This window comes from [Clostridium] scindens ATCC 35704 (genome assembly GCF_004295125.1).
Taxonomy (GTDB): domain Bacteria; phylum Bacillota; class Clostridia; order Lachnospirales; family Lachnospiraceae; genus Clostridium_AP; species Clostridium_AP scindens.
In genome coordinates, this window is the sequence record NZ_CP036170.1 from 1,614,580 (window position 1) to 1,637,014 (window position 22,435).

General features: G+C 43.2%; 25 protein-coding genes and 1 pseudogene. 21 read left to right on the plus strand and 5 right to left on the minus strand.

Annotated elements, in window-relative coordinates; all coding sequences use genetic code 11:
- Nucleotides 1–41: 41 nt before the first annotated feature.
- Both HDCHBGLK_RS08325 and HDCHBGLK_RS08330 read left to right on the plus strand, forming a co-directional pair.
- The gene (locus HDCHBGLK_RS08325; protein ID WP_004608516.1) at nt 42–1,241 is read left to right on the plus strand and encodes an FprA family A-type flavoprotein; all 1,200 of its coding nucleotides are present in this window, start codon (nt 42–44) and stop codon (nt 1,239–1,241) included.
- A 33-nt stretch (nt 1,242–1,274) separates the two neighbouring features.
- Entirely contained in the window at nt 1,275–1,520 is a 246-nt protein-coding gene (locus tag HDCHBGLK_RS08330; protein WP_009249045.1) for a TM1266 family iron-only hydrogenase system putative regulator, read from the plus strand.
- On the opposite strand, the gene HDCHBGLK_RS08335 is transcribed toward HDCHBGLK_RS08330, so the two are convergent.
- Nucleotides 1,515–2,159, minus strand: a complete 645-nt coding sequence (locus HDCHBGLK_RS08335; RefSeq protein ID WP_004608514.1) for a PduL/EutD family phosphate acyltransferase — start codon at nt 2,157–2,159, stop codon at nt 1,515–1,517. The genes HDCHBGLK_RS08330 and HDCHBGLK_RS08335 overlap by 6 nt on opposite strands.
- A gap of 342 nt (nt 2,160–2,501) precedes the next feature.
- Here HDCHBGLK_RS08335 and glnA point away from each other — a divergent pair, with 342 nt between their 5' ends.
- From glnA to HDCHBGLK_RS08355, 4 genes and pseudogenes are all read left to right on the plus strand, one after another.
- Nucleotides 2,502–3,833, plus strand: a complete 1,332-nt coding sequence (gene glnA, locus HDCHBGLK_RS08340) for a type I glutamate--ammonia ligase (RefSeq protein WP_004608513.1) — start codon at nt 2,502–2,504, stop codon at nt 3,831–3,833.
- A gap of 49 nt (nt 3,834–3,882) precedes the next feature.
- A pseudogene (locus HDCHBGLK_RS08345) lies at nt 3,883–4,431 on the plus strand (ANTAR domain-containing response regulator).
- Between the two features lie 29 nt (nt 4,432–4,460).
- Entirely contained in the window at nt 4,461–5,294 is an 834-nt protein-coding gene (dapF, locus tag HDCHBGLK_RS08350) for a diaminopimelate epimerase (protein ID WP_004608510.1), read from the plus strand.
- Nucleotides 5,295–5,327: 33 nt separating this feature from the next.
- Nucleotides 5,328–6,542 carry an LL-diaminopimelate aminotransferase gene (locus tag HDCHBGLK_RS08355; RefSeq protein ID WP_004608509.1) on the plus strand — a complete coding sequence of 405 codons (1,215 nt, stop codon included), beginning with the start codon at nt 5,328–5,330 and terminating at the stop codon, nt 6,540–6,542.
- A gap of 130 nt (nt 6,543–6,672) precedes the next feature.
- On the opposite strand, the gene HDCHBGLK_RS08360 is transcribed toward HDCHBGLK_RS08355, so the two are convergent.
- The gene (locus HDCHBGLK_RS08360) at nt 6,673–7,020 is read right to left on the minus strand and encodes a YmaF family protein (protein WP_009249041.1); all 348 of its coding nucleotides are present in this window, start codon (nt 7,018–7,020) and stop codon (nt 6,673–6,675) included.
- Nucleotides 7,021–7,205: 185 nt separating this feature from the next.
- Between HDCHBGLK_RS08360 and HDCHBGLK_RS19360 the strand changes: the two genes are divergently transcribed.
- Entirely contained in the window at nt 7,206–7,430 is a 225-nt protein-coding gene (locus tag HDCHBGLK_RS19360) for a hypothetical protein (protein ID WP_039910089.1), read from the plus strand.
- Between the two features lie 360 nt (nt 7,431–7,790).
- On the opposite strand, the gene HDCHBGLK_RS18775 is transcribed toward HDCHBGLK_RS19360, so the two are convergent.
- Nucleotides 7,791–8,000 (minus strand): hypothetical protein, encoded by a 210-nt coding sequence (locus HDCHBGLK_RS18775; RefSeq protein WP_154648395.1) that lies wholly within the window; start codon nt 7,998–8,000, stop codon nt 7,791–7,793.
- 86 nt (nt 8,001–8,086) lie between these two features.
- Between HDCHBGLK_RS18775 and HDCHBGLK_RS18955 the strand changes: the two genes are divergently transcribed.
- On the plus strand, nt 8,087–8,239 hold the full coding sequence (locus tag HDCHBGLK_RS18955; RefSeq protein WP_004608504.1) for a hypothetical protein: 153 nt from the start codon (nt 8,087–8,089) through the stop codon (nt 8,237–8,239).
- A 111-nt stretch (nt 8,240–8,350) separates the two neighbouring features.
- Here the strand turns inward: HDCHBGLK_RS18955 and HDCHBGLK_RS20185 are convergent, their stop codons facing one another.
- Together HDCHBGLK_RS20185 and HDCHBGLK_RS08375 are read right to left on the minus strand one after the other, a co-directional pair.
- Entirely contained in the window at nt 8,351–8,515 is a 165-nt protein-coding gene (locus tag HDCHBGLK_RS20185; RefSeq protein ID WP_368444949.1) for a DUF6774 domain-containing protein, read from the minus strand.
- Nucleotides 8,516–8,686: 171 nt separating this feature from the next.
- On the minus strand, nt 8,687–8,992 hold the full coding sequence (locus tag HDCHBGLK_RS08375) for a hypothetical protein (protein ID WP_004608502.1): 306 nt from the start codon (nt 8,990–8,992) through the stop codon (nt 8,687–8,689).
- Nucleotides 8,993–9,456: 464 nt separating this feature from the next.
- Between HDCHBGLK_RS08375 and HDCHBGLK_RS18780 the strand changes: the two genes are divergently transcribed.
- From HDCHBGLK_RS18780 to HDCHBGLK_RS08435, 13 genes are all read left to right on the plus strand, one after another.
- Nucleotides 9,457–9,633 carry a hypothetical protein gene (locus HDCHBGLK_RS18780; RefSeq protein ID WP_004608499.1) on the plus strand — a complete coding sequence of 59 codons (177 nt, stop codon included), beginning with the start codon at nt 9,457–9,459 and terminating at the stop codon, nt 9,631–9,633.
- A gap of 49 nt (nt 9,634–9,682) precedes the next feature.
- Entirely contained in the window at nt 9,683–9,892 is a 210-nt protein-coding gene (locus HDCHBGLK_RS08380) for a hypothetical protein (protein WP_004608498.1), read from the plus strand.
- A gap of 278 nt (nt 9,893–10,170) precedes the next feature.
- Nucleotides 10,171–10,866: a deoxyribose-phosphate aldolase gene (gene deoC / locus HDCHBGLK_RS08385; RefSeq protein WP_004608496.1), complete on the plus strand. Its 696-nt coding sequence runs from the start codon at nt 10,171–10,173 to the stop codon at nt 10,864–10,866.
- A gap of 14 nt (nt 10,867–10,880) precedes the next feature.
- The gene (locus HDCHBGLK_RS08390; RefSeq protein WP_009249037.1) at nt 10,881–12,203 is read left to right on the plus strand and encodes a beta/alpha barrel domain-containing protein; all 1,323 of its coding nucleotides are present in this window, start codon (nt 10,881–10,883) and stop codon (nt 12,201–12,203) included.
- Between the two features lie 208 nt (nt 12,204–12,411).
- A complete protein-coding gene (locus HDCHBGLK_RS08395) occupies nt 12,412–13,182 on the plus strand; it encodes a DeoR/GlpR family DNA-binding transcription regulator (protein ID WP_004608494.1) in 771 nt (256 codons plus the stop codon).
- Nucleotides 13,183–13,300: 118 nt separating this feature from the next.
- The gene (locus tag HDCHBGLK_RS08400; RefSeq protein WP_009249036.1) at nt 13,301–14,266 is read left to right on the plus strand and encodes a substrate-binding domain-containing protein; all 966 of its coding nucleotides are present in this window, start codon (nt 13,301–13,303) and stop codon (nt 14,264–14,266) included.
- Between the two features lie 11 nt (nt 14,267–14,277).
- A complete protein-coding gene (locus HDCHBGLK_RS08405; protein ID WP_004608492.1) occupies nt 14,278–15,060 on the plus strand; it encodes an SDR family oxidoreductase in 783 nt (260 codons plus the stop codon).
- A gap of 19 nt (nt 15,061–15,079) precedes the next feature.
- Nucleotides 15,080–16,021 carry an ABC transporter ATP-binding protein gene (locus HDCHBGLK_RS08410; protein WP_009249034.1) on the plus strand — a complete coding sequence of 314 codons (942 nt, stop codon included), beginning with the start codon at nt 15,080–15,082 and terminating at the stop codon, nt 16,019–16,021.
- A 13-nt stretch (nt 16,022–16,034) separates the two neighbouring features.
- Nucleotides 16,035–16,739, plus strand: coding sequence for an ABC transporter permease (locus HDCHBGLK_RS08415; RefSeq protein WP_004608490.1), 705 nt, complete (start codon nt 16,035–16,037; stop codon nt 16,737–16,739).
- Nucleotides 16,739–18,154 (plus strand): GldG family protein, encoded by a 1,416-nt coding sequence (locus tag HDCHBGLK_RS08420; RefSeq protein ID WP_004608489.1) that lies wholly within the window; start codon nt 16,739–16,741, stop codon nt 18,152–18,154. The genes HDCHBGLK_RS08415 and HDCHBGLK_RS08420 overlap by 1 nt, the downstream gene beginning before the upstream one ends.
- Complete coding sequence (locus tag HDCHBGLK_RS08425; protein ID WP_004608488.1) at nt 18,151–19,503, plus strand: DUF4340 domain-containing protein; 1,353 nt, start codon at nt 18,151–18,153, stop codon at nt 19,501–19,503. Before HDCHBGLK_RS08420 ends, HDCHBGLK_RS08425 begins: the two co-directional genes overlap by 4 nt.
- Before the next feature lie 86 nt (nt 19,504–19,589).
- Nucleotides 19,590–20,831, plus strand: a complete 1,242-nt coding sequence (locus tag HDCHBGLK_RS08430; RefSeq protein ID WP_004608487.1) for a sugar ABC transporter substrate-binding protein — start codon at nt 19,590–19,592, stop codon at nt 20,829–20,831.
- Between the two features lie 89 nt (nt 20,832–20,920).
- Nucleotides 20,921–22,432 (plus strand): sugar ABC transporter ATP-binding protein, encoded by a 1,512-nt coding sequence (locus HDCHBGLK_RS08435; protein ID WP_004608486.1) that lies wholly within the window; start codon nt 20,921–20,923, stop codon nt 22,430–22,432.
- Nucleotides 22,433–22,435: the final 3 nt, after the last annotated feature.

Below are 22,435 nucleotides of genomic sequence, written 5' to 3' on the forward strand. Positions count from 1 at the left end.
AATTTTGGTACAATATTATATGATAGGAGGATTATAGAGACATGCAGAGTACAAGAAAGGTAACTGAAGACATTAGGTGGGTAGGGTGCAACGACAGAAGGCTTGCTCTTTTTGAGAACTTGTTTCCGATACCCAGAGGCGTATCCTATAATTCTTATCTGATTATGGATGAGAAGGTTACTCTGATGGATACGGTTGACGCATCCGTAACCCATCAATTTATTGAGAATCTGGATTACACGCTGGAGGGCAGAAGCATAGACTATCTCGTAATCCAGCATATGGAGCCGGACCATTGTGCCAACATCGAGGAACTAATGCGCAGATATCCGAATATGGAGGTGGTTGCAAATCAGAAGACAATGCAGATGATCGGCCAGTTCTTTGATATCAGCACGGAGGGGAGAACGGTTCTGGTGAAAGAAGGGGACGAGCTCAATACCGGAAGCCATACGCTGCGCTTTTTGATGGCGCCTATGGTTCACTGGCCGGAAGTCATGGTGACTTATGATGAAAAGGACAAGGTATTATTCTCAGCAGATGCGTTTGGAACGTTCGGCGCGTTGAACGGCAATATATTTAATGATGAGATAGATTTTGAAAAAGACTGGCTTTGGGATGCCAGAAGATACTATGCGAATATCGTTGGAAAATATGGATTGCAGGTACAGGCGCTGCTTAAGAAAGCGACTGCGCTGGATATCCGGATGATCTGTTCCCTTCACGGGCCGATCTGGAGGACCGATCTTTCCTACTTTATTGACAAGTACGACAAGTGGAGCAAGTATGAGCCGGAAGATCAGGAAGTGGCGATCATCTATGGATCAATCTATGGAAATACAGAGCAGGCAGTGAATGCACTGGCACTGCGTCTGGCTGAAAAAGGCGTTAAGAATATCTCAGTCTATGACGTATCCACCGTCCATGTCTCCGACCTGATCGCGGAGATATTCCGCTGCAGCCATCTTGTATTTGCATGCTCTACCTATAATGGCGGAATCTATCCTCCGATGGAGAATCTGCTTGCGGATATGAAGGCCCTGTCTGTAAAGAAACGTACGGTAGCGGTGATGGATAACGGGACTTGGGCGCCTTCGGCAGGAAAGCAGATGATTAAGATGCTGGAAGAAATGAAAGATATGACCATTCTGGACATGCAGCTGTCGATCAAGTCTACGCTGAAGCAGGAACGGGCGGAGGAACTGGCAGCTTTCGCGCAGCAGATCGTAGACGCCATGTAGCGGGCAGATGACAGAAGAGAAAGAAGGATGGCTATGGATAACAGAGTATCTGTAATCAGCATTATTATAAAAGAAGAGGAATCCATCGGGGCAGTCAATGAACTGCTCCATGAATTCCGTGAGTATATCGTGGGACGTATGGGAATTCCCTATAGGGACCGTGGCGTCTCCATTATCAGCGTCGTGCTGGACGCGCCAGGCGATGCCACCAGTTCTCTGTCCGGGAAGCTGGGCATGCTGGAAGGCGTAAGCGCAAAGACGCTGACTGCGAAACTATAGCCGATGGATGCCGCTTTGCAGTTCCTCAGCCCATTTCTGAAGGTTATAGGTTCTGCCTCCGAAAAGTTTGAGAATAACGCCGGTGGGATGATTCTCATTGGCAAATGCATTGGCTTCGTCCGTATCCACATGCATGGCAAGCGCAAATTGGGGACTGACGCGGACGATGACATCCGCAAAGATGAGGGATCGCTCATAACTTTCCATGATCACGAACACCTCGTCATTGTCTTTTACATTCATCTGGACAGCCTGTACAGGCGTCATGTGGATGTGCCTTTTGGCCACGATGACGCCGTGGTCCAGTTCGATGCTGCCCTTCGGGCCCATCAAGGTACAGCCGGGCGTGTCTTTCGTATCCCCGGACTGGCGTATGATTCCCGGAACCCCAAGCTTGCGGCTGTCCGTCATAGATATCTCCAGTTGGGTCTCCTTGCGGAAAGGCCCCAGTATGGCAACATTCTCAAACGAGCCTTTCGGCCCCCGGACGCTCAGCCGCTCCTTGGCCACGAACTGCCCGGGCTGGCTTAAGTCGGCTTTGTAGGTCAGTTCGCTGCCCTCGCCGAACAGTGCTTCAAAGTCATTGCGGCACATATGGATATGCCGCGCGCTGGTTTCAATTGGTATTGCAACGCCCATATATGACAACTCCTTTCATTGCGCGATCCTAGTATTCCTATTTTAGCAAAGTGTGCGGGCTTTTTCAATCGAAAGGCTTTCCTTTCTTCCTCAAAAGTCATATAATATGGAATATAACCAATTGGACGATCGGTACTGGCTGGATGACGAAGAATAAGGCAAATCCTACAGGAATGTTTGGCATTTTGTCACGTTGACAAAGTGCCTTTTTCTATCTATAATTTAATATTGTAAAACAAAGGCGTTTTCATCATGGCATGAGAACGCCCATTTTTATATGCGAAAGTAACTAATAAAGGAAGGCAGGTTCTGAAAAAATACATATATCAGGAGGTTGAGGCAATGAATTATTATACGAGAGCAGATATTTTAAGAATAGTAGAGGAAGAAGATGTGGGCTTCATACGCCTTCAGTTTACAGATATCTTCGGAGTCATGAAGAACGTCGCGATCACTGCCAGCCAGCTGGAAAAGGCGCTGGATCATCAGATTATGTTTGACGGGGCCTCAATCGAAGGCTTTGCGAGGATTGAAGAGTCTGACATGTATCTATACCCGGATCTTGATACCTTTGAAATATTTCCATGGAGGCCTCAGCAAGGGAAGGTAGCCCGTCTGATCTGTGATGTATATAAGCCGGATGGAACCATCTTTCAAAGTGATCCCAGATATGTGCTGAAAAAGGTAATGTTCCAGGCAAAGTCAATGGGATTCGAATTCGATGTGGGGACGGAATGTGAATTCTTCCTGTTCCATACGGATGACGATGGACTGCCAACGACTGTGACCCATGAAAGCGCGGGCTATTTCGATCTCGGGCCTCTGGACTTAGGAGAGAATGCGCGGCGTGATATGGTGCTGACGCTGGAGGATATGGGATATGAGATCGAGGCATCCCATCATGAATCCGCTCCCGCGCAGCACGAGATTGATCTCCACTATGACGAGGCATTGGCTTCAGCGGACAGTATTATGACTTTTAAGTTGGTCGTAAAGACCATTGCCAGGCGCCATGGACTGCATGCTACATTTATGCCGAAGCCAAAGTCCGGTATAAATGGCTCAGGAATGCATATTAATATGTCTATGAGAAAAGACGGCATCAACATATTTCATGATTCAAAAGATCCCGCAGGATTAAGCAAGGAAGCCTATTGGTTCATCGGCGGACTTATGAAGCATATGAAGGCCATCTGCTTTATCACCAATCCGGTGGTCAATTCTTATAAACGCCTGGTTCCAGGCTACGAGGCTCCAGTGTACATTGCCTGGTCAGCCAGGAACAGGACGCCGCTGATCCGGATCCCCGATACCAGGGGAGATGCCGTAAGAGTCGAACTCAGAAGCCCTGACCCATCGGCCAATCCATATCTGGCGCTGGCGGTTTGCCTGGCGGCAGGGCTTGAGGGAATCCAAAATGAGATCATGCCGCCCAAGAGCGTTGACTGCAACATCTATGAGATGTCCGAAGAAGAGAGGAAGGCTTCCGGGATAGAGATGCTTCCGGGAAGCCTTCTGGAAGCGGCCAGGGAATTTGAGAAGGATGCATTCATACAAAGCGTGCTGGGAGAAGATCTGTCTAAGAAATATATCGAGGCGAAGACAAGAGAATATGCAGATTACCGCGCCCAGGTCACGGATTGGGAGATAAGCAGATACCTGCACCGCCTGTAGACATTCCTGTTGGAACACGTAGACAAGGAGCAAAACAGGAGGTGTCAGCTTGGTAGGTATTATTGTCGTATTTCCCAATAAGGGCAATGCAGCCAATATTCGGAACCTGCTGGTTCGCGGCGGCATGGATGTGACAGGAGCGTGTACCACAGGCGCCCAGGCACTGAACTATGCGGATGCCTTGGATGAAGGAATCGTGGTATGCGGTTATAAGTTAAAAGATATGATGTATACGGAACTGCGGGAATATCTTCCGGAGCAATTCGAGATGCTTCTGATCGCATCTGCGGATAAATGGAGCACAGGCATGATCAATGGCATTGTAGGGCTGTCAATGCCTGTTAAGGCATATGATCTGATGAATACCATGGATATGATGCTTCGCAATATAGGGCAAAGGAGAAGAAAGCGCAAGCTGGAACGAAAAACCAGAGACCCCAGGCAGTAGGAAGTGATCAGGCAGGCGAAAGAACTGCTAATGGCGCGCAACAACATGTCGGAGGAAGAGGCCCACAGATATCTGCAAAAGAGCAGTATGGACAGCGGGACGAATATGGTAGAGACGGCCCAAATGGTGCTAAGCATCATGGCCGAATAAGAAGAGTAGTCATAAAGGAGAGTATTGGTATGAGATTTACAAAAATGCATGGTTTGGGGAACGATTATGTCTATGTGAATTGTTTCAAAGAGAAGGTGGAACATCCATCCGAGGTGGCCAGGTTCGTAAGCGACAGACACTTTGGGATTGGTTCGGATGGGTTGATCATGATCAATCCATCCAAAGTAGCGGATTTTGAGATGGAGATGTATAATGCGGATGGATCCAGGGGGGAGATGTGCGGCAACGGCATCCGCTGCGTGGCGAAGTATGTGTATGATTATGGGCTTACGGATAAGACCAGCATATCTGTGGAGACCCTGGGAGGCATCAAATATCTGGATCTTACCGTCAAGGATGGCAAGGTCGCTCTTGTAAAAGTGGATATGGGAAAACCAGAACTTAAGCCGGAACGAATTCCTATCGTATCAGATGAAGAGCGCGTGGTGAACGAGCCGATCATCGTGGGAGGCATGGAATACCGGATGACCGGGGTTTCCATGGGCAATCCCCATGTAGTCGTCTATGTGAAGGATCTTGAAGGAGTGAAAATCGAACATGTAGGCCCCAAATTCGAGAATCATGAGAGGTTCCCAAAAAGAGTCAATACGGAGTTCACCAAGGTTCTGGACCGCAAGACCGTAGAGATGCGCGTGTGGGAGAGAGGCTCCGGCGAGACTCTAGCCTGTGGAACCGGCGCCTGCGCAGTGGCGGTAGCCAGCATATTAAACGGGATGACGGAAGACCAGGTTACCGTGAAGCTGCTGGGCGGAGACCTCTTGATCGAGTGGGATCAGGAGGCTGGCAGAGTCTATATGACCGGGCCCGCCACCGTTGTATACGACGGGGAGATTGCAATATAAACAGACAAACATTATAAAAAAGGAGACGGGAAGATGTTTAAAGTAAATGATGATTACTTGAAGTTACCAGGAAGTTACCTCTTTTCCACGATTGGCAAAAAAGTGGCGGCTTTTCAGGAAGCCAATCCGGATCAGGACATTATCAGGCTTGGAATCGGCGATGTGACTCAGCCGTTGGCGCCGGCGATCATTGACGCCCTCCACGGCGCGGTAGATGAAATGGCCCATGCAGAGACCTTTCATGGATATGCCCCGGACTTGGGATACGAGTTCCTAAGAAGCGCCATGGCAAAGAATGATTACCAGGACAAGGGATGCGATATAAAGGCAGACGAGATATTCATCTCAGACGGAGCGAAATGCGATTCCGGAAACATCCAGGAAATATTCGCGAAGGATAATAAGATTGCCGTATGCGACCCGGTCTATCCCGTCTATGTAGATACGAACGTAATGGCCGGGCGTACCGGAGTCTATGACCAGAAAGCGGAGACATGGAGCGATGTGATCTACATGCCTTGTACGAAAGAGACCGGATTTGCGCCCCAGCTGCCGAAAGAAACGCCGGATATCATCTATCTGTGCTTCCCGAATAACCCTACCGGATCTACCATTACCAAGGCTCAGCTGCAGGAATGGGTGGACTATGCCAATAAGGCGGGCGCAGTCATCATCTATGACGCGGCCTATGAAGCATACATTAGTGAAGCGGACGTGCCGCATACCATCTATGAGTGTGAAGGCGCAAGAACCTGTGCGATTGAGCTTCGAAGCTTCTCCAAGAATGCCGGATTCACAGGCGTAAGGCTTGGGGCTACCGTGATTCCTAAGGATCTGATATGCAAAGACGTGATGCTGCATTCCCTGTGGGCGAGACGGCACGGAACCAAGTATAACGGCGCCCCATATATTGTCCAGAAGGCCGGGGAGGCAGTGTATTCCGAAGCCGGAAAGGCACAGTTAAAAGAACAGGTTGCCTATTATATGAAGAATGCCGCCGTCATCTACGAAGGGCTTAAGGAGGCAGGTTACAACGTGTCAGGAGGCGTGAACGCGCCGTATATCTGGCTGGAGACGCCGAAAGGGATGACTTCCTGGGAATTCTTTGACTATCTGCTGGAAAGGGCCAATGTGGTAGGAACGCCGGGCTCCGGGTTCGGGCCAAGCGGCGAGGGATATTTCCGTCTCACTGCCTTTGGATCTTATGAAAATACAGTCCGTGCGATCGAACGGATTAAGAAGATATAGCCTAATAGCGGCCTTGCCTGGAACTACGAGCTGTACACGCAGGCCAACAAGAGGCGCGAGAAGCGAAAAAAAGAGGGGGAGATCATGAGATATGCGGAATACCCCGGAATAGTTCCGGGGTATCCATAGACTATTTGCACTCGAAGTCGATAGGACTGTCGATAAGCGTTGCAGCCTGAAATTTATGCTTATGGTTATCTTCCTCTTCGGTAAAGTCTTTGATGAAGTGAACATGCTTGCCGTTTCCTACGTCAATTGCGCCGGAGGTTTTCCCGCAGAATTCATGGAAATGTTCGTCTGAGAAGTCGGTGCGGAATTTCACTTCATGGAAGTGGTCATGCTCATTGTGGTAGATAGCCTCGCCGGTTACGGTACAGAATCTATGATTATGGCAATCGCCGCATTCATTAAAAATTTTTGTGCTTCCGGTCAGTTCATGAACATGTTTCTGGTCTTTGCAATAATTTTGATTATACATTTTGAAATCTCCTTTTTCTTTTAAAATATGATAAAGGGGAATAGGTTGTGAAAGTGAAGGTAGAAGGTGGATTAACTTAGGGTTTAATTAAATAACAGAAAGGAAACGGAGCATCGACTGGCATAGAGATGGCAACGGGATATAGTGTTGACATTGCAATAAATCACGACCCGGAGGCTATACGGATGCATAAGGCAAATCATCCTAATACAAGGGATTATTGTGAGAACGTCTGGGACGTGGATCCAGTAAAGGTCTGCAATGGTAGTCCGGTGGGATTGGCATGGTTTTCACCAGACTGCAAGCATTTTTCAAAGGCTAAGGGCGGCAAGCCAAAGGATAAAAACATCCGCGACAGTAAGACCGCGTTACCAACGGTAACATCATGGGACCATAACAGCCAAGGATAGGTTCGGACTAGTCACTATCGAAGGTGTAGATTACCAGATAGCTGATATTAGTTTGCGGATGCTGGAACCGCGAACTATATGGATGCCAGGGATTTCCGGATGATTATATAATTGACCGTGATTATACAGGCAAGACCTATCCAAGGTCAGAGCAGGTAAAGCGGTGCGGTAATGCGGTATGTCCACCAATTCCAGCCGCACTGGTTAAAGCGAACCTGCCAGAGTTATGTGTAACTAAGCGAAATGGAAACATGAGGATATTCGAGGAAAAAACAGGTCAGATGAGATTTGTGTAATAGGTTTCGGGAAGTTTGATTGGGGGAAAAAAACGGAGCTGCCGAAACAGCCCCGTCAATATCATTACCAAGACCGATAGCGGTCACATCTGCCCCAGCGGTCACGGTCATCGCGGTCACATCTGCCCCAGCGGTCACGGTCATCGCGGTCACATCTGCCCCAGTGGCCACGGTCATCGCGGTCACATCTGTCCCAGCGGTCACGGTCATGGCAAGGATTGCAGTTGCGTCTGCGGTTATTTTCCCAAGATGAATCATTAAAATTATCAGTCATTTCTAAAATCCTTTTTTATTTAAAATATGCGGGGGGTGAAAAAGAGTGAAAATTAGAACTAAGCTTATATTTAGTGGAGGTGGAACATGAAATTGAGTAGAACAGTGGATAATCTAAGATTTATGGAAAATGAATTAAAAAGAGAGCATGGTAAAAAACCAAAGCATGAGACTCTGGTTAGAATCAGAACGTTTGAAAATGCAATAAAGGAACTAATGGAAAGAGATGGATTCCGGTAACGGAGCGGATACCAGAGGTTGGAATATATCTTGTGACTTGTGATATTCAGTAAAGGTAATGAGGTTTAAGGAGTCGGAAGATACGCTTATACTACCAGAACCATGTCATACCTAATCTTTATTTTTACACGCTGCCTGTCTAGCGATAATAACTCCTAGCATATCTCCAAGTGCTGTGAGACTGGTAGCAAGTACAGAAAGTTCATCTTCGGAAAGACATTCGGAAAGTTTACAGGCAATTATAGAGAGAAAATATAAATCCGCACAGTTATTCATGATGGGAAGTACCTTAAAAGCATTTTGGTATATGATATGTTGAATGAGAGGATAAAGTGATAGGTATTTAGAGAATAAAAGGAGTATTGAAAATGGCAAGTATTTAGTGCCTAAGCGATTATCGTTGCGAAAGAAAAAATGTATGTAAGTAGGGCACAGTAGCCCTACAGTTTAAGATTCACATTCTGGCTTGTGATGTGGCTTATCACAGTTATCAAGAATCGGATTTATCAAATCCAGTTTTGTCTTCAAGACGGTTTCGAGGGTGATAAGTTTATCGACCATATTTTCAACAGATTTGTTGATTTCGATCAATTCTTTTAAATTGCAGCTGAGAGAAATTCCTTTTTGAAGTTTTTCTCCTTCAGCGTTTAGAATGTGGGATATGGCGGTTTCTTCCAGGGCAATAGACTGGAGAAGGGAAGATGCAGCGCAGCATTTGTCAATGTGCTCACATTCAATTTTTGGCATACTCATATAGGTTTCTCCTTTATTTTAAAATCTATATATTGTATGCGAGACAGTTGGAAAGTGCTATTTATAAAATGGGCGTTTAGATAACAAAAAATAGCCAGCCGGCCTGCAGATAAATTGGTGGTATAAATCAGGCCCATGTACTGGCAACACAATTATTATAATACGACAAGCCTGAAAAGGCAAACAGAACAAACGAAGGGAATGGAGATGATAGATTGAAGAGGCAGAAGAGGGACAGGCATACGCTTGAGAGCGATCGGAACAGCGATCCCGGGGAAAAGGCAAGGGAGCGGATACGCCGGCCAGCCTAGCCCCTGGGGAGTTATCCTTCTAGGCAAGGCTAGTGATCAGGAGCCAGGGCAGGAAGATGGAGCATAAGACGGTAGAGGAGTATATCAGGTATAAGGGGATGTTGCGTATTGGACAAGAAGATACTGAATGACTACATTTAGAGCCGAAAGACCGTGATTGATAAGGTGAGGGGAAGCAATCCGGACTTCCCGTATCAGCCGCAGAGTTTCGAGATTGCCGGGACAACCGATACTTACGCCAATGCCGATCTGATCCGGAGCGAAGAGCACATCCCTATCTTGATGCGGATCAAAAGAGCAAACTGCATGATGAGTTGCCGAAATACCTGATTGAACAGAACGAGTTCCGCCGCAGCATAACCCTTAACAAGAGAGTGATATGAAAAGCAGTACTAAAGGCGAAATGAAAAGTGATATGAAAAATGAAATGAATGCCATATCACTTTTGGCAAGGCTACCTACATATTTGCCGCAGATTATGCTGCTTAGGAGGGGGAACAAGGTGAATGTTGAAAAAATCGTAAATAACATCGGCTCTTCGGCAAGAGATGTAGTCAGAGTGTTAAAAACAATTCAACAGAATATATAAGGTCACAGGAGACTGGTCTGAGTCGGGAACACCTGCTACACTATGAAATGTAGTGCGGCAGGTGTTTTTTTGGAATGTCGTTATTGTATATAGCAATTTAAAAGTTTCATTTTTCTACAAATTCAAAATGATAATATATGTTCAATACAGAATTAAGTACGATAAGTTTTAAAACAAAATGATAATATATGTTCAGAAAATGTTGACATATTAACAATAAAATGATAAAATATGAAACATAACAGAGGAAAAAAATAAACATAAAAAGGAGGGTAATTATGTTAACGGTAAGAGAGTTTGCAAAACATTTTGATTTAGCACTATTAGCACCAAATGTGCAGGAAGCAGCAGTAGTTGAGGCTTGTGCTACAGCAGCAAAGTATCAGGTGAATTCAGTAAATGTGAATTCATGCTGGATTGATGTGGCTCGCAGAGAGCTGGCAGGAACAGGTGTTGGACACAGTGCTGTTATTGGATTTCCATATGGTACAGCCATTTCAAAGGTAAAATACTTGGAAGTAGATGAGATGTTAAATGCAGGTTGCTCCGCTTGTGATATGGTTATCAACGTTGGTGCACTGAAAGATGGAAATCTGAAACTGGTTGAAGATGAAGTAAAGACTTTTGCAGATGTGTGTAATGCAGCAAACTGTGACAGCAAACTGATCTTCGAAGTTGGATTCCTCAGTGATGAAGAGATCGCAACGCTGACAAAGATATGCTGTGCTCATGACATTACATACGTAAAAACAGCAACAGGAACACAGGCATTCCCAGATATGAAACATGTTCAGATCATGAAAGAGAACCTGTCCGGCAACACTAAGATTAAAGTATCTGGAGTTCCGAGAACATTTGCACTTCCGGCAACATTGTTCATGTTCGAACATATGGGAGTTAGCCTTTGCGGAACAAGAAGTGCAGGTATCCTGACTCAGCAGTATGAAGATTATCTGAAAACAATAGAGAAATAAGGAGGATGACAGCAATGTATAACGTACATTATTTCCTGAATTCCCTTCTGGGTGACAAAGTAAAATGCGTAGACGGTGATGAGAAATACATCAGCCGTGCGATTAATGAAGAACTGGATTTTGAAGAGTATAAGTTCTTATCCAACGAGGTAAAATACATCGGTGTAACTCCTGAGTTTAAAAAGGTAATTGATCTTTTTAAGGTACCGGAAGGAGAGACACCTGCTGGATTCCGTGTAGAATACAACTTATCTGAAAACAAGCAGCTGATAATCGACTTAAAGAGAGATATCTCATATGGCAAGAATGGTATTAAGAGACCAACTCCATTCCTGTTTTCAGCAGATACGGCAAATCCGTATGAAGTTGCTCCGATGAAGGATCTGATCGCTAACCTGACATGTAATCCGGGAATCATTTATGACCTCTTCATTAATAACCCGAAAGAGAATATTGGAAATAAATTTAAAAACCGTGATGAAGTAATGCAGGAAATCGGCAATATTCTTGGACCTGGATGTGATATCAGCGTTGAATTTAATGATCCGTTTGCTGATATCAATCAGCTTCTGGAAGAGGCAGAACATTTTAAAGAGATGCTTTCAGAGTATCGTGTAGTAATTAAGGTTCCACATACAGGTGTTGTTAACAGAGATAATGCACATTATCTGATTGAAGGCAACAAAAAGATGCCGGTTGCACACAATGCTGGAACAACAGAAGACTACTTCTACAGCCACAATCTTGCATTGAAGCTGAAAGAAAAAGGCTTCCGTGTTAACTATACACTGATGTTTGAACCATGGCAGACTGGCATGGCTTTGCAGGCTAAGCCCTACTTCATCAACAGTTTTATCAATAAGAGAATGCTGACCAGTACTTATGTAAAGGGAATGCTTTCTGCATTTGATTCAACAAGAGATCTTCAGTTCCTGAAAAATCTTCGCAGTTACTTTGTTGACGTTGACTTCCTTCCGGAATCAGCAAAAGATGCTGATCTTGCAGAAGTTGAGAAGATTGCACGTGAAACACTGACTTACAGAGATTTTGATAATGTAAGAGGATTTGATGGAATGGACGGTGTACGTCATAACCTTCGTATGCTGCGTGATAGCAATCTTGAAGATACGAGACTTATTATCTGTTCTATTGCAGGTACAAGAGAGTATCCGGAACTTGATAAGCTGCTTGTTGAAGATGAATTTAGAGATGTGCTTGATAAGATTGTAATCACAACAGAACCAATTTATTTTGCACAGTATACTTCATCACCACAGATTATTACATATCAGCGCAGATTCCTGAATGCAGTTAACAATACTGCTGACAAGAGATAAAACAGCTGCAGATGAACATGTACGCCTTGTGTGTATTAAAGCGAGGCGTACATGCATAAAGCGCAAATGGTAGGCGCAAATAGGATGTTTTGGCGGTTTTTTGGCAAATAATGGGAATAATATCTTTGCAAAATCAATTTTTTGTGTGATAATGAAAAACGGTGTGAATTAAACCTGCTTTATCACATGAAAAGGAGATTAATAATCTATGGATAAGAAGCAAAAAAGACGAAATGAATTGTTAAACCTGGTGAATTCAAAAGAAAGAATATCAATCAGGGAATTATCGGGAATTTGCAAGGTGTCTGAATTGACAATCCGACGGGACATCCAGGAGTTAGAGCAGCAGGGGTTTGTACAGAACATCAGAGGAATCGTGTTTGCAAATGCAACGAAAAAAGAAAACAAAATCTATAATTTGAATGATGCCAGTGCGGAAAATTACAGTACGAAAGACAAGATTGGTTTGTATGCGGCAGGGCTGATTGAAGACGGTGATATTGTCATCATTGACAATGGAACCACAACGGAAAGGCTTGCAGCGCATTTCCCGGAAGATATTAATGTAACGGTGTTATGCTATAACATTAATATTCTGAATCACTTATACGGGAAACCGAATATTTCACTCATTTTTGGCGGTGGTTACTTTCACCCGCAGACATTGATGTTTGAAAGCAGGGAGAGTCTGGAATTGATTCGAAGAACGAGAGCAAGAAAAGTATTTGTTTCCGCAGCAGGGATACATGACTCTCTGGGAGCTACATGTACCAGCACCTATGAAGTCGAAAGCAAGAGAGAAATACTGAAAGCAAGTATGGAGAAAATACTTCTTGTTGACTCAAGTAAGTTTGGACAGGTTTATGAGAATTTTATATGCGAAATCACTGCATTTGATTTAATTATTACAGACAAAAATCTATCGGATGAATGGATCCGAATCATTGAAAATGCCGGAATAAGGTATACATTGGTATAAATTATACAACAGTCTGTAAATATTCAAATACATTCAAATATATTCTAAATAATCTTTTCTCTCCGTTCCGCTGTTAAATCAGTATGGATAATTGCTGATGTCGGGAAGAGGCGATAATGTGAGGACTATATACAAGTACATGGGGTTATGTGCACTGCTGATATTGTCTGTTTGTCTGATAAGTGGATGTGGCAACAAGGATGCGGATGTTCTGGTCGTACTTGGCGGTCAGAATGCGCTGGATTATGATGATTCAGAGAAAGCAGCAAAACAGTGGGCAGAGGAAAAGAGTATTTCTATAGAGATTGTTGCACCCGAGATGTCGACGGTCTGGGAGCAGCAGAAAGTTCTTGAAGATTCAATCAGAAAAAATAAATGGGATCTTATCGTTGTGGAACCATTAGGTGATGACGAGTTGTATTCGGTTCTTGATTATGCAAAATCACAGGGCAGTGTGGTAGTTGCGATGCAGGGAGCAGAGGGACTGGAGGCGGACTATACGGTACAGCCGTGTGACTATCAGAAACTGGGTTCATCTATGATGGACGTATTCGCCGGTTTGGTGGGACAATCCGGTGAATATGTGACGATTGTGCCAGCGAAAGATTCAGATATTGTAATGCAGGAAGAGACAGCCTGTGTCAATCAACAGAAAAATACTTATCTTCAGATGCTTCCGGCCTCCAGGCTTCAGGAGGGAGCAAGCATTCAGGATGCTTATGACATCACGGAGTCTCTATATGGTACCTATGGTATGAGGGGTGCATTGTTTTTTTCATACAGTAATGGCCTGGGAATTTCTCAGTGGATACAGGATACAGGAAATGACATTGTAAGTGTAGGGGTAGGTACTCCGGATTTGATGAATACAGCCATTGAAGCGGGGACGGTAGATGCTCTGTTCTACTGGAACAGAGATAATCTTCTGAAAGTAACGCTTGAAGTGGGATATCGGGCGCTGGAAGGCAGTGTGAAAGAAGGCGACGAGGTTATTACAACCAGTATAGAAGGTTATAGAACCTTACGTTCTTCAGGAAGTGGAACATATTATGGAGATGATATATCTTCAGAAATATATGATTAAGGAGAGAAATAATGATGCATGTATTAGATTTATTTAGATTGGACGGAAAGTTAGCAGTGATAACAGGAGCTGCACAGGGACTTGGAAGAGCGATGGCTGAGGCACTGGCGGATTGTGGCGCAGATATCGCGATTCTGGATCTGAATGTAGAAAAAGCTGCTGTGACTGCAGATGAAATTGCAGAACAGTATCAGGTGAAAGCAAAAGCTTACAAGGTAAATGTAGCCTCTGCGGAATTCTGCCAGGAAGCAGTAAAACAAGTACATGATGATTGGGGACATATTGATATTCTTCTGAATGACGCAGGAATCTGTATCAATGAGAATGCAGAAGATGTTCCGCTTGAACACTGGCATAAGGTAATCGACATCAATATGAATGGCGTATGGTATATGTCTCAGGCAGTTGGAAAGATCATGATTGAGCAGAAAGGCGGAAATATTATCAATGTATCTTCCATGTCCGGTTTTATCGTAAATGATCCACAGGGACAGGTATCCTATAATACCTCCAAAGCCGGTGTTGCACATATGACAAAATCACTGGCAGCTGAGTGGGTAAAATACGGAATCAGGGTGAATTCAATTGCACCTGGATATATGGATACAGAACTGGTTCATAAAACTTATGTAGAGGATGGCGAGTGGGCAAGACGCTGGAATTCCATGACTCCGATGAAACGTCCGGGAAGGCCGGAGGAACTTGGACCGTTAGCCGTATATTTGGCAAGTGATGCATCTACATATATGACAGGCTCAGTAATCCTGATTGATGGCGGATATACTATTTGGTAGAAGTAAAGGAACGTGTAATATGATTGAGCTTCAGAATGTTAGAAAATATTATGGCAATAAACTTGCTTTAAATGATGTGTCTTTTCAGATAGAGGACGCAAGTATCATTGGTTTGCTGGGAAAAAATGGAGCAGGTAAAAGTACGCTCATGAATATTATGACGGGATATTTGCCTGCTACGGCAGGAAATGTATGTGTTGATGGATTATCAATCGATGAAGCACCACAGGAAGTGAAGGGCAAGATCGGATACCTTCCGGAAAAACCACCTCTTTATGACACGATGTCAGTCAGGGGATTTCTGGAGTACGTTGCCAAACTAAAGAGGGTTTCTGGTAAAAATGCTGCTTCATCGATTGATGACATAATAAAACGTACAGGCCTGGATGTTGTGGAAAATCGGCTGATTCGAAATCTGTCAAAAGGATATCAGCAGAGAGTAGGTATAGCACAGGCGATGGTTGGAGAACCGAAGATACTGATTCTGGATGAGCCTACGGTAGGCCTTGACCCGTCACAGGTAGTAGAGTTCCGGTCATTATTAAAGGAATATGCGAAAGAGCATGTGATCATCATCAGTTCACATATTCTGGCAGAGATTGCAGAGATATGTGATAGAATATTGATTCTGAATAAAGGAAGTCTGATCAAGGACTGTCGGATGGAAGAATTAAATCATGCGGGCAGGAATCGTGTATTTGTAAGAGTCAAAGCTCAGAAAGATCGGTTTGAAGACATCATTTTAAAGGAAATAGCTGATTGCAGATATCAATACAAGGGCCAGGGAGAACCAGGCTGCAGTGACTGGGAGATTGGCTTTGATAAGGAGACGGGAGATATCAGAGAAGAAGTGTTCTATGCAGCGGTAGCGAATCATATAGAACTTCTTCAGATGATTCCGGTACAGGAGGAAATCGAGGATGTTTTCCTGAATCTTACATCGGCGGAGTATAGCAAGTAATAGAGGATAAGATATGAGAGCGACTTTTGAACGTGAATTTCAGGAATATTTTAATACAATGCTGGGATATGTATTTGTTAGTGCATTTTTGTTTCTGGCGGGAGTGTTTTTTTCTGTCAATAACATTAATGAACTAAGTGCAGAATTTAATACGACACTCAATGACTGTATCTACGTATTTTTGCTGACTTCTCCCCTTTTGACAATGAAACTTCTGTCAGAAGAGAAGAAGATCAAGAGGGACCAGTTGCTGATGACAACGAAGACCTCGTTTTCGTTCGTTATTGTCGGCAAATTTCTGGCTGCTTTAAGTGTTTTTGCTGTTACACTGTGTTTCACTCTGATATATCCAATAATCTTATTGACTTATGGAACCATATCAGTACCACTTATTGTCAATGGTTACGTAGGCTTTTTCTTCCTTGGCATGGCATTTATTGCAGTCGGAATGTTTGCATCTTCAATAACAGAAAGTCAGTTGACGGCAGCGATCTGTACTTACGGCATTTTGTTGTTCCTACTCTGTCTGGATCTGATCATCTCAAAAATACATGTGGAAACTGTAACTTCATTTCTTCAGTGGTTTTCACTGTTTGAGAGATTCAAGCCATATCAGTATGGAACCTTTGGAATTGCTTCTGTCATATATTATATTTCTTTTTCCGTTGTGTTTCTCAGCTTCAGCATTGCAGTTATGAAATATAGGAGGGTGAAATAATGAAACAGAAAGACAGAAAGGGTTTTAAAAATGTAGTCCTCCTTGGTTTTGTAGTCCTCATAGTGATATGTGCAGTTGTAATTACACTGGTAGCAGAGAAGATTGAGGATAAATTTAATCTTCGATGGGATGTAACAGACAGTCAGATCTATTCCATAGGAGATACAACAAAAGCACTTCTGAAAGATTTAGATAAGGATATTACGGTATATACCACATTTCAATCCGGACAGGAAGACCTGACGATTCGGGAAATATTAAAGCGTTACAAACAGGAAAGTGGTCATATAAAGACAGTGAACGTTGATCCTGTAGAAAAACCTTTTTTTTTACAGCAGTATGAGACGGATGGAGAGAGTATCGAAGCTTCATCTCTGATCATACAGGATAATAACAGTGAAGAATTCCGCGTGATCAACGGACAGGACTTATATGAATGGGAACTCAGTGAGGATCAGTTATATGCAACCGGTATGATTGCCGAACAGCGTATAACGGCTGCAATTGCTTCCATTCAGGGAGGAAGTCAGACGACAGCATACTTTGTTACAGGTCATGGAGAGATGAATGTAACGGAAGAATATTATCTGGCGGATACTCTGGAAAGTGACGGTTATAAAGTGGCGTCTTACGATCTGGTCTATAACAATGCAGCATTAACTGACAAGGATTGCCTGTTGTTCCTGTCACCGACTACAGATCTGACAGATGAAGAGTATCAGATTACAAAAGAATTTATAGATAACGGAGGCAGGGCGGTATATCTGATTAACCTGCTTGCCGGCGAACTGAAAAATTTTGGGAAATTATTTGAAGATTTTGGATTGATCTTAGAAGATGACCTGATTGTTGAAGCAGATAGTAAATATTATCTGAACAGTCAGATCATGATAAAGCCTGAGCTGAATGAAGAAAGTCCGGCGCTTCGATCTATTATCGAAGCTGATGCGGGAGTTGTTCTTCCAAGATGCAGGGGAATCTCAGTTGAAGATAAAGAAAACATTGAGTTAATCCCAATTGCATACAGTTCAGAGAGCAGCTATGGAAAAGTGAATCCATATACGGAAACTCTGGAAAAAGAGGAAGGCGATACGGCTGGACCGTTTTTGCTTGGCGTAACTGCGGAAAATTCTCAGACAGGTGCGAAAATGCTTTTGATGGGAAATAATGATTTTGTATCAACGTTAGATAATGCAAAGCATGATGGAAATATTGCACTCTTTATGGATTCTGTAGCGTGGACTTCTGGAAAAGAAGAATCAGTAGTAATTCAGCCGAAAACACTGGTTTCGGCACCGCTGAATATAACAAGTACAGCAGCAAGCTACAGGCTGAAGGTTCTGGTGATCGCAGTAATTCCGATTCTGATATTGATATTTGGGTCGATTGTCTGGCGTAGGAGGCTTAGCCGATGAAACAAAAGAGAAAGATTATTGTTGCGGGTGTTCTTGTTTTGATCATTGTGTGTGGGATCTATTATCTGACAGCGGATGATCGGAGTAAAACAGACAGTAGTGAAGGATGGATATGTACAAAGGGGACGGAGAACATTACATCTATTGCTATTAACAGTGGAAAAGATAGTCAGACCCTGATTTTTACCAAGGAAGAAGAGTCCTGGATGGGGGATGACGGAAGCTCGTACGATAATGATCGCTTTGCACCATATACAGCAACTTTGGGGTATATGAAGGTTGAAGAAAAGCTGAGCGCCTCAACTGCAGATGAAAAGGAAGAATATGGGATCGATGATTCATCATATACGGTATGGGTGTCCTATGATGACGGAGAGGAATATGAGTATATTTTGGGGAAGGATATTGATAATCTCGGAATGTATCTGTCCGCGGATCAGGGGAAAAGTATATGTCTGATTGATTATCGGCGAACAGAGGATATTCTGGAAATGGTGGAATCGCTCTATGATGTAGCACTCAATGGTGTGAAGTTTGATGAGATCAGAGGAATCAGTCTGTATTCTCCGGAAGATGGAACCGTATCCATGAACCGTTCAGAATCTCCGAGAGCTGGAGGGGACTTTTACTGGAATATTTTTAAGCCCTATGGATGGATTGCGGATACGGAAAAAGTGAATGAACTGATCAATACGATAGAAGAAAACGATGTTCTGAAAAGAACAGATGAAGATGTGACGTTAGAGAGCAGTGGTCTGGATGCAGCAGAAGAGGAACTTCCTTCTATAGGCTTATATGACACCTATGACAGTGAGATGATCATATACCTTGGGAATACCGAAGGGGATTACGTATATTGTAAGACAAATTATTTGGACAATATCTATCTGATCAGCAAAGAAATATTGAAGGTTGCAGATAAACGTGCGGAAGATCTGATTGATCTGACACTTTATTACTATGAAACCCCATCTATTGAAACATGTACGATTGATTTTAATGGAGAAGTACATGTTCTTGAAGCAGAATGGGAGACGGCTGAAAACAGTAATACACGCGGACAGAGATATTATCTGGATAAAGAAATGCTTACAGGATCACAGTACAGTTCTATCGTCAGCTGGTTTACGGATACAAAGGCAGAGAAGATTGAAGCATCTGCATCCGGGGGAGAAGGCGCGATACTGGGGACGATAACGATAGACAGACTGTCGCCGCCGTATCAGCAGATCATGACGTTTTGCGAAGTAGCAGATAATCCACAACTGGTACAGGTGGATCTGGAAAAGACCGGAACGGCTTATATCAACAGAAAAGAATTTGAAGAATTTCAAGCTTCGTTTCAATAACAGGTTTTTTGAGTATGGCAGATGCCGAACATATATAAGTAAGATAACGGGATCTGAAAATATGCATTTTCATTGAAAGGAGGAAGATGAAAGACCCGAAGTCTGAGGGGATATCAGGAAGCATCTCTAAAAACGGAAAGTACTCATGGAACAAAATAGAAAACAAAGGAGGTAAAAAGATGAAAAAGATGAACATTATGAAAAGGGTTATAGGGTTAGCATTAGGACTTACTCTTATTTTCTCTATGGCAGCGTGTGGAAGCAAAGAGGAAGCAACAGATGAAGGGGATTCTAAAACAGAGACAACAGAAGAAGCTAGTGGTGACGATACATTAGTTTGTTTCGCTAACAAAGGTCTTGATTATTACTTTTGGACAGTTTGTCAGAAATCTGCAGAAAAAGCTTGTACTGACAGAGGATGGTCTTTTGCGGCATCTGATGCGAAACTGGACAGTGCAAAACAGTTTGACCAGTTTGTAAACTTTATCAACAAGAAACCGGCAGCTATTATCGCAGATTCTATCGACTCTGAAGGTCTGATCGCAGCAGCTGATCAGGCAGTAGCAGCAGGAATCCCGGTTGGTATCGTAGATACACCTCTTACCGGCGGTGATGTTGCAGTTACAGTAGCATTTGATAACTATGATGCAGGTTGTCTTGCAGCAGAAGCAATTGCTAAAGCTTTAACAGACAAATATGGCGAGCCAAAAGGAACAGTTGTAAACTGCTACGGCGCTATGAGTTCTGAAGCTTGGAGATTAAGAAAAGAAGGTATGGAAGCTACATTTGAGAAATATCCGGATATCAACTATATTGCAGTTCCTGCAGAAGGTGAAATCGCATTAACTCAGGATGCAGCACTGAACCAGTTCGCTTCCGGTGTTGAAGTTGACGCTCTTCATACTCCATCTGATAACCCTGGACAAGGTCTCGTTGCAGCTCTGAAGATGGAAAACAAGTGGTTTAAACGTGATGAAGATGGACACATCATCGTTGTTACAATCGATGGTGAGCCAATCGCAAACAAGTTCATCGAAGAAGGATACTATGATTATTCTATCGCACAGGATGGATATTCCTATGGTATGATCGCTGTTGAAATGCTTGAGAAATACTCCATGAAGGGTGAAGATGTTCCGTTAGGACCATACGAGAACTCTGATTATTACTGGGAGAAATGTGAAATCATCGAATCCGATGCTGGTCCGTATGTAAAAGTTCCTGCATATGAGATCAATTCTGATAACTGTACAGACCCACGTCACTGGGGTATCGTTGCAGAGAAGGTATTAGGAATCGAATATGACATGTCTGCTGTTGAGAACTAGAATTGTCTACATAATGAATCAATGGTTAAAGTATCAATTCGGTAGGGCGAAAGCTTTACCGGATTGACAAAGAAGGGAGAACCTTTCATATGGGAAAAGAAGTAATACTGAAAGTAGAGCACATTAATAAGAATTTCGGAGAAACAGTTGCTCTCAAAGATATTAATTTTTCAATTACAAAGGGCTCTATTCATTCCCTTGTTGGTAAAAATGGTGCGGGGAAAAGTACAATTGTAAATATTATTGCAGGTGTATATAAGCAGACGAACGGAAAGGTTACTTTCGAAGGGAATGATATAGGGAACCTGAGCTTTAAAGAGAGACAGGACAGAGGAATTGAACTTGTTACACAGCATGCAAGTGTTGTGCTGGATATGGACGTAGCAGAGAATATTTTCCTTGGATTATGGCCAAGAAGCAAATTCAAACTTGTGGATCGCAAAGCAATGCATGAAAATGCACAAAAAGTATTGGACGAATTTGGACTGAAAGTTGATCCATATGAACTTGTTCGCAGGCTTACACCTGTAGAACAGAGAAAACTGAATATTATCCGTGCACTGTTCAGTGGCGGTAAATTAATTATATTAGATGAACCTACAACATCACTTTCAATTGATGACAGAAATAATTTGTTCCGCTTTGTAAAAAAGCATGCAGAAAATGGAGTTACATTTATACTGATCTCCCATTATCTGGAAGAAATCCTTCAGGTTTCAGATGCAATTACTGTACTTCGTGACGGAAGTGCATATGATGGAAATGTTGGTGAAGGTGTCGGATATGACAGGCAGATGGAACTTGCTAAGATTATTGCAGGTGAAGATGTAGAACTGACATTTCGCGATGAAGATAAGGTGGTAAATGAAGAAGTAGCTGTAGAGTGCGAAGGAATCAGTGCTAAATTCCTGGACCAGGCAGATCTTAAGATCCATCGAGGTGAAATTGTCGGATTTGTGGGATTCTCAGGATCCGGAGCCCGTGAATTATGTCTTGCGCTTTATGGATTAATGGAAAAAAAGAGCGGAAAGGTTAAGATTCTCGGCGAAGACGTTGATATTAAGAATCCTACTGATGCTCTGAAGTATAAGATATGTCTGGTTCCAAACGACAGACATGCAGAGGGTATTGTCCCGATTATGAGTGTGGAAGAAAACATAGGTTTATCCTGTCTGAAGACTCGATTAAAAGGTAAATTTGGACTGTTGGATAATAGCAAAGAAGTTGAGCTGGCTGATGATTATGTAAAGCAGCTTGCTATTAAGACGCAATCTATCTATGCAGCCAGCGGAAGTCTGTCCGGTGGTAATCAGCAGAAGGTAGTATTGGCAAAAGTATTGGCAGTAAATCCAACTTTGCTGATCCTGGATGAGCCTACGATTGGTATCGACATCAAGAGTCGAGAAGAAATTATGGGACTGATCAAGGATTTGACGAATGAAGGTATGAGCGTAATCTATCTGACGAACGATTTTGATGAGCTCCTTCGTATCGTTGACCGTGTAGTCATATTTAACGAAGGAAAGATAGTCGGAGATATGAAAAATGAGAATTTATCTCCTGACAAGATAGTAAATATTCGAGATCGGAGGGCAGTTTAAGTC

What these genes read in the sequence shown, in the direction of transcription:
- HDCHBGLK_RS08325 (WP_004608516.1), top strand. Translation starts at nt 42, where the DNA reads ATGCAGAGTACAAGAAAGGTAACTGAAGACATTAGGTGGGTAGGGTGC.
- HDCHBGLK_RS08330 (WP_009249045.1), top strand. Translation starts at nt 1,275, where the DNA reads ATGGATAACAGAGTATCTGTAATCAGCATTATTATAAAAGAAGAGGAA.
- HDCHBGLK_RS08335 (WP_004608514.1), bottom strand. Translation starts at nt 2,159, where the DNA reads ATGGGCGTTGCAATACCAATTGAAACCAGCGCGCGGCATATCCATATG.
- glnA (WP_004608513.1), top strand. Translation starts at nt 2,502, where the DNA reads ATGAATTATTATACGAGAGCAGATATTTTAAGAATAGTAGAGGAAGAA.
- dapF (WP_004608510.1), top strand. Translation starts at nt 4,461, where the DNA reads ATGAGATTTACAAAAATGCATGGTTTGGGGAACGATTATGTCTATGTG.
- HDCHBGLK_RS08355 (WP_004608509.1), top strand. Translation starts at nt 5,328, where the DNA reads ATGTTTAAAGTAAATGATGATTACTTGAAGTTACCAGGAAGTTACCTC.
- HDCHBGLK_RS08360 (WP_009249041.1), bottom strand. Translation starts at nt 7,020, where the DNA reads ATGTATAATCAAAATTATTGCAAAGACCAGAAACATGTTCATGAACTG.
- HDCHBGLK_RS19360 (WP_039910089.1), top strand. Translation starts at nt 7,206, where the DNA reads ATGCATAAGGCAAATCATCCTAATACAAGGGATTATTGTGAGAACGTC.
- HDCHBGLK_RS18775 (WP_154648395.1), bottom strand. Translation starts at nt 8,000, where the DNA reads ATGACTGATAATTTTAATGATTCATCTTGGGAAAATAACCGCAGACGC.
- HDCHBGLK_RS18955 (WP_004608504.1), top strand. Translation starts at nt 8,087, where the DNA reads ATGAAATTGAGTAGAACAGTGGATAATCTAAGATTTATGGAAAATGAA.
- HDCHBGLK_RS20185 (WP_368444949.1), bottom strand. Translation starts at nt 8,515, where the DNA reads ATGAATAACTGTGCGGATTTATATTTTCTCTCTATAATTGCCTGTAAA.
- HDCHBGLK_RS08375 (WP_004608502.1), bottom strand. Translation starts at nt 8,992, where the DNA reads ATGAGTATGCCAAAAATTGAATGTGAGCACATTGACAAATGCTGCGCT.
- HDCHBGLK_RS08380 (WP_004608498.1), top strand. Translation starts at nt 9,683, where the DNA reads ATGAAAAGCAGTACTAAAGGCGAAATGAAAAGTGATATGAAAAATGAA.
- deoC (WP_004608496.1), top strand. Translation starts at nt 10,171, where the DNA reads ATGTTAACGGTAAGAGAGTTTGCAAAACATTTTGATTTAGCACTATTA.
- HDCHBGLK_RS08390 (WP_009249037.1), top strand. Translation starts at nt 10,881, where the DNA reads ATGTATAACGTACATTATTTCCTGAATTCCCTTCTGGGTGACAAAGTA.
- HDCHBGLK_RS08395 (WP_004608494.1), top strand. Translation starts at nt 12,412, where the DNA reads ATGGATAAGAAGCAAAAAAGACGAAATGAATTGTTAAACCTGGTGAAT.
- HDCHBGLK_RS08405 (WP_004608492.1), top strand. Translation starts at nt 14,278, where the DNA reads ATGATGCATGTATTAGATTTATTTAGATTGGACGGAAAGTTAGCAGTG.
- HDCHBGLK_RS08410 (WP_009249034.1), top strand. Translation starts at nt 15,080, where the DNA reads ATGATTGAGCTTCAGAATGTTAGAAAATATTATGGCAATAAACTTGCT.
- HDCHBGLK_RS08415 (WP_004608490.1), top strand. Translation starts at nt 16,035, where the DNA reads ATGAGAGCGACTTTTGAACGTGAATTTCAGGAATATTTTAATACAATG.
- HDCHBGLK_RS08420 (WP_004608489.1), top strand. Translation starts at nt 16,739, where the DNA reads ATGAAACAGAAAGACAGAAAGGGTTTTAAAAATGTAGTCCTCCTTGGT.
- HDCHBGLK_RS08425 (WP_004608488.1), top strand. Translation starts at nt 18,151, where the DNA reads ATGAAACAAAAGAGAAAGATTATTGTTGCGGGTGTTCTTGTTTTGATC.
- HDCHBGLK_RS08430 (WP_004608487.1), top strand. Translation starts at nt 19,590, where the DNA reads ATGAAAGACCCGAAGTCTGAGGGGATATCAGGAAGCATCTCTAAAAAC.
- HDCHBGLK_RS08435 (WP_004608486.1), top strand. Translation starts at nt 20,921, where the DNA reads ATGGGAAAAGAAGTAATACTGAAAGTAGAGCACATTAATAAGAATTTC.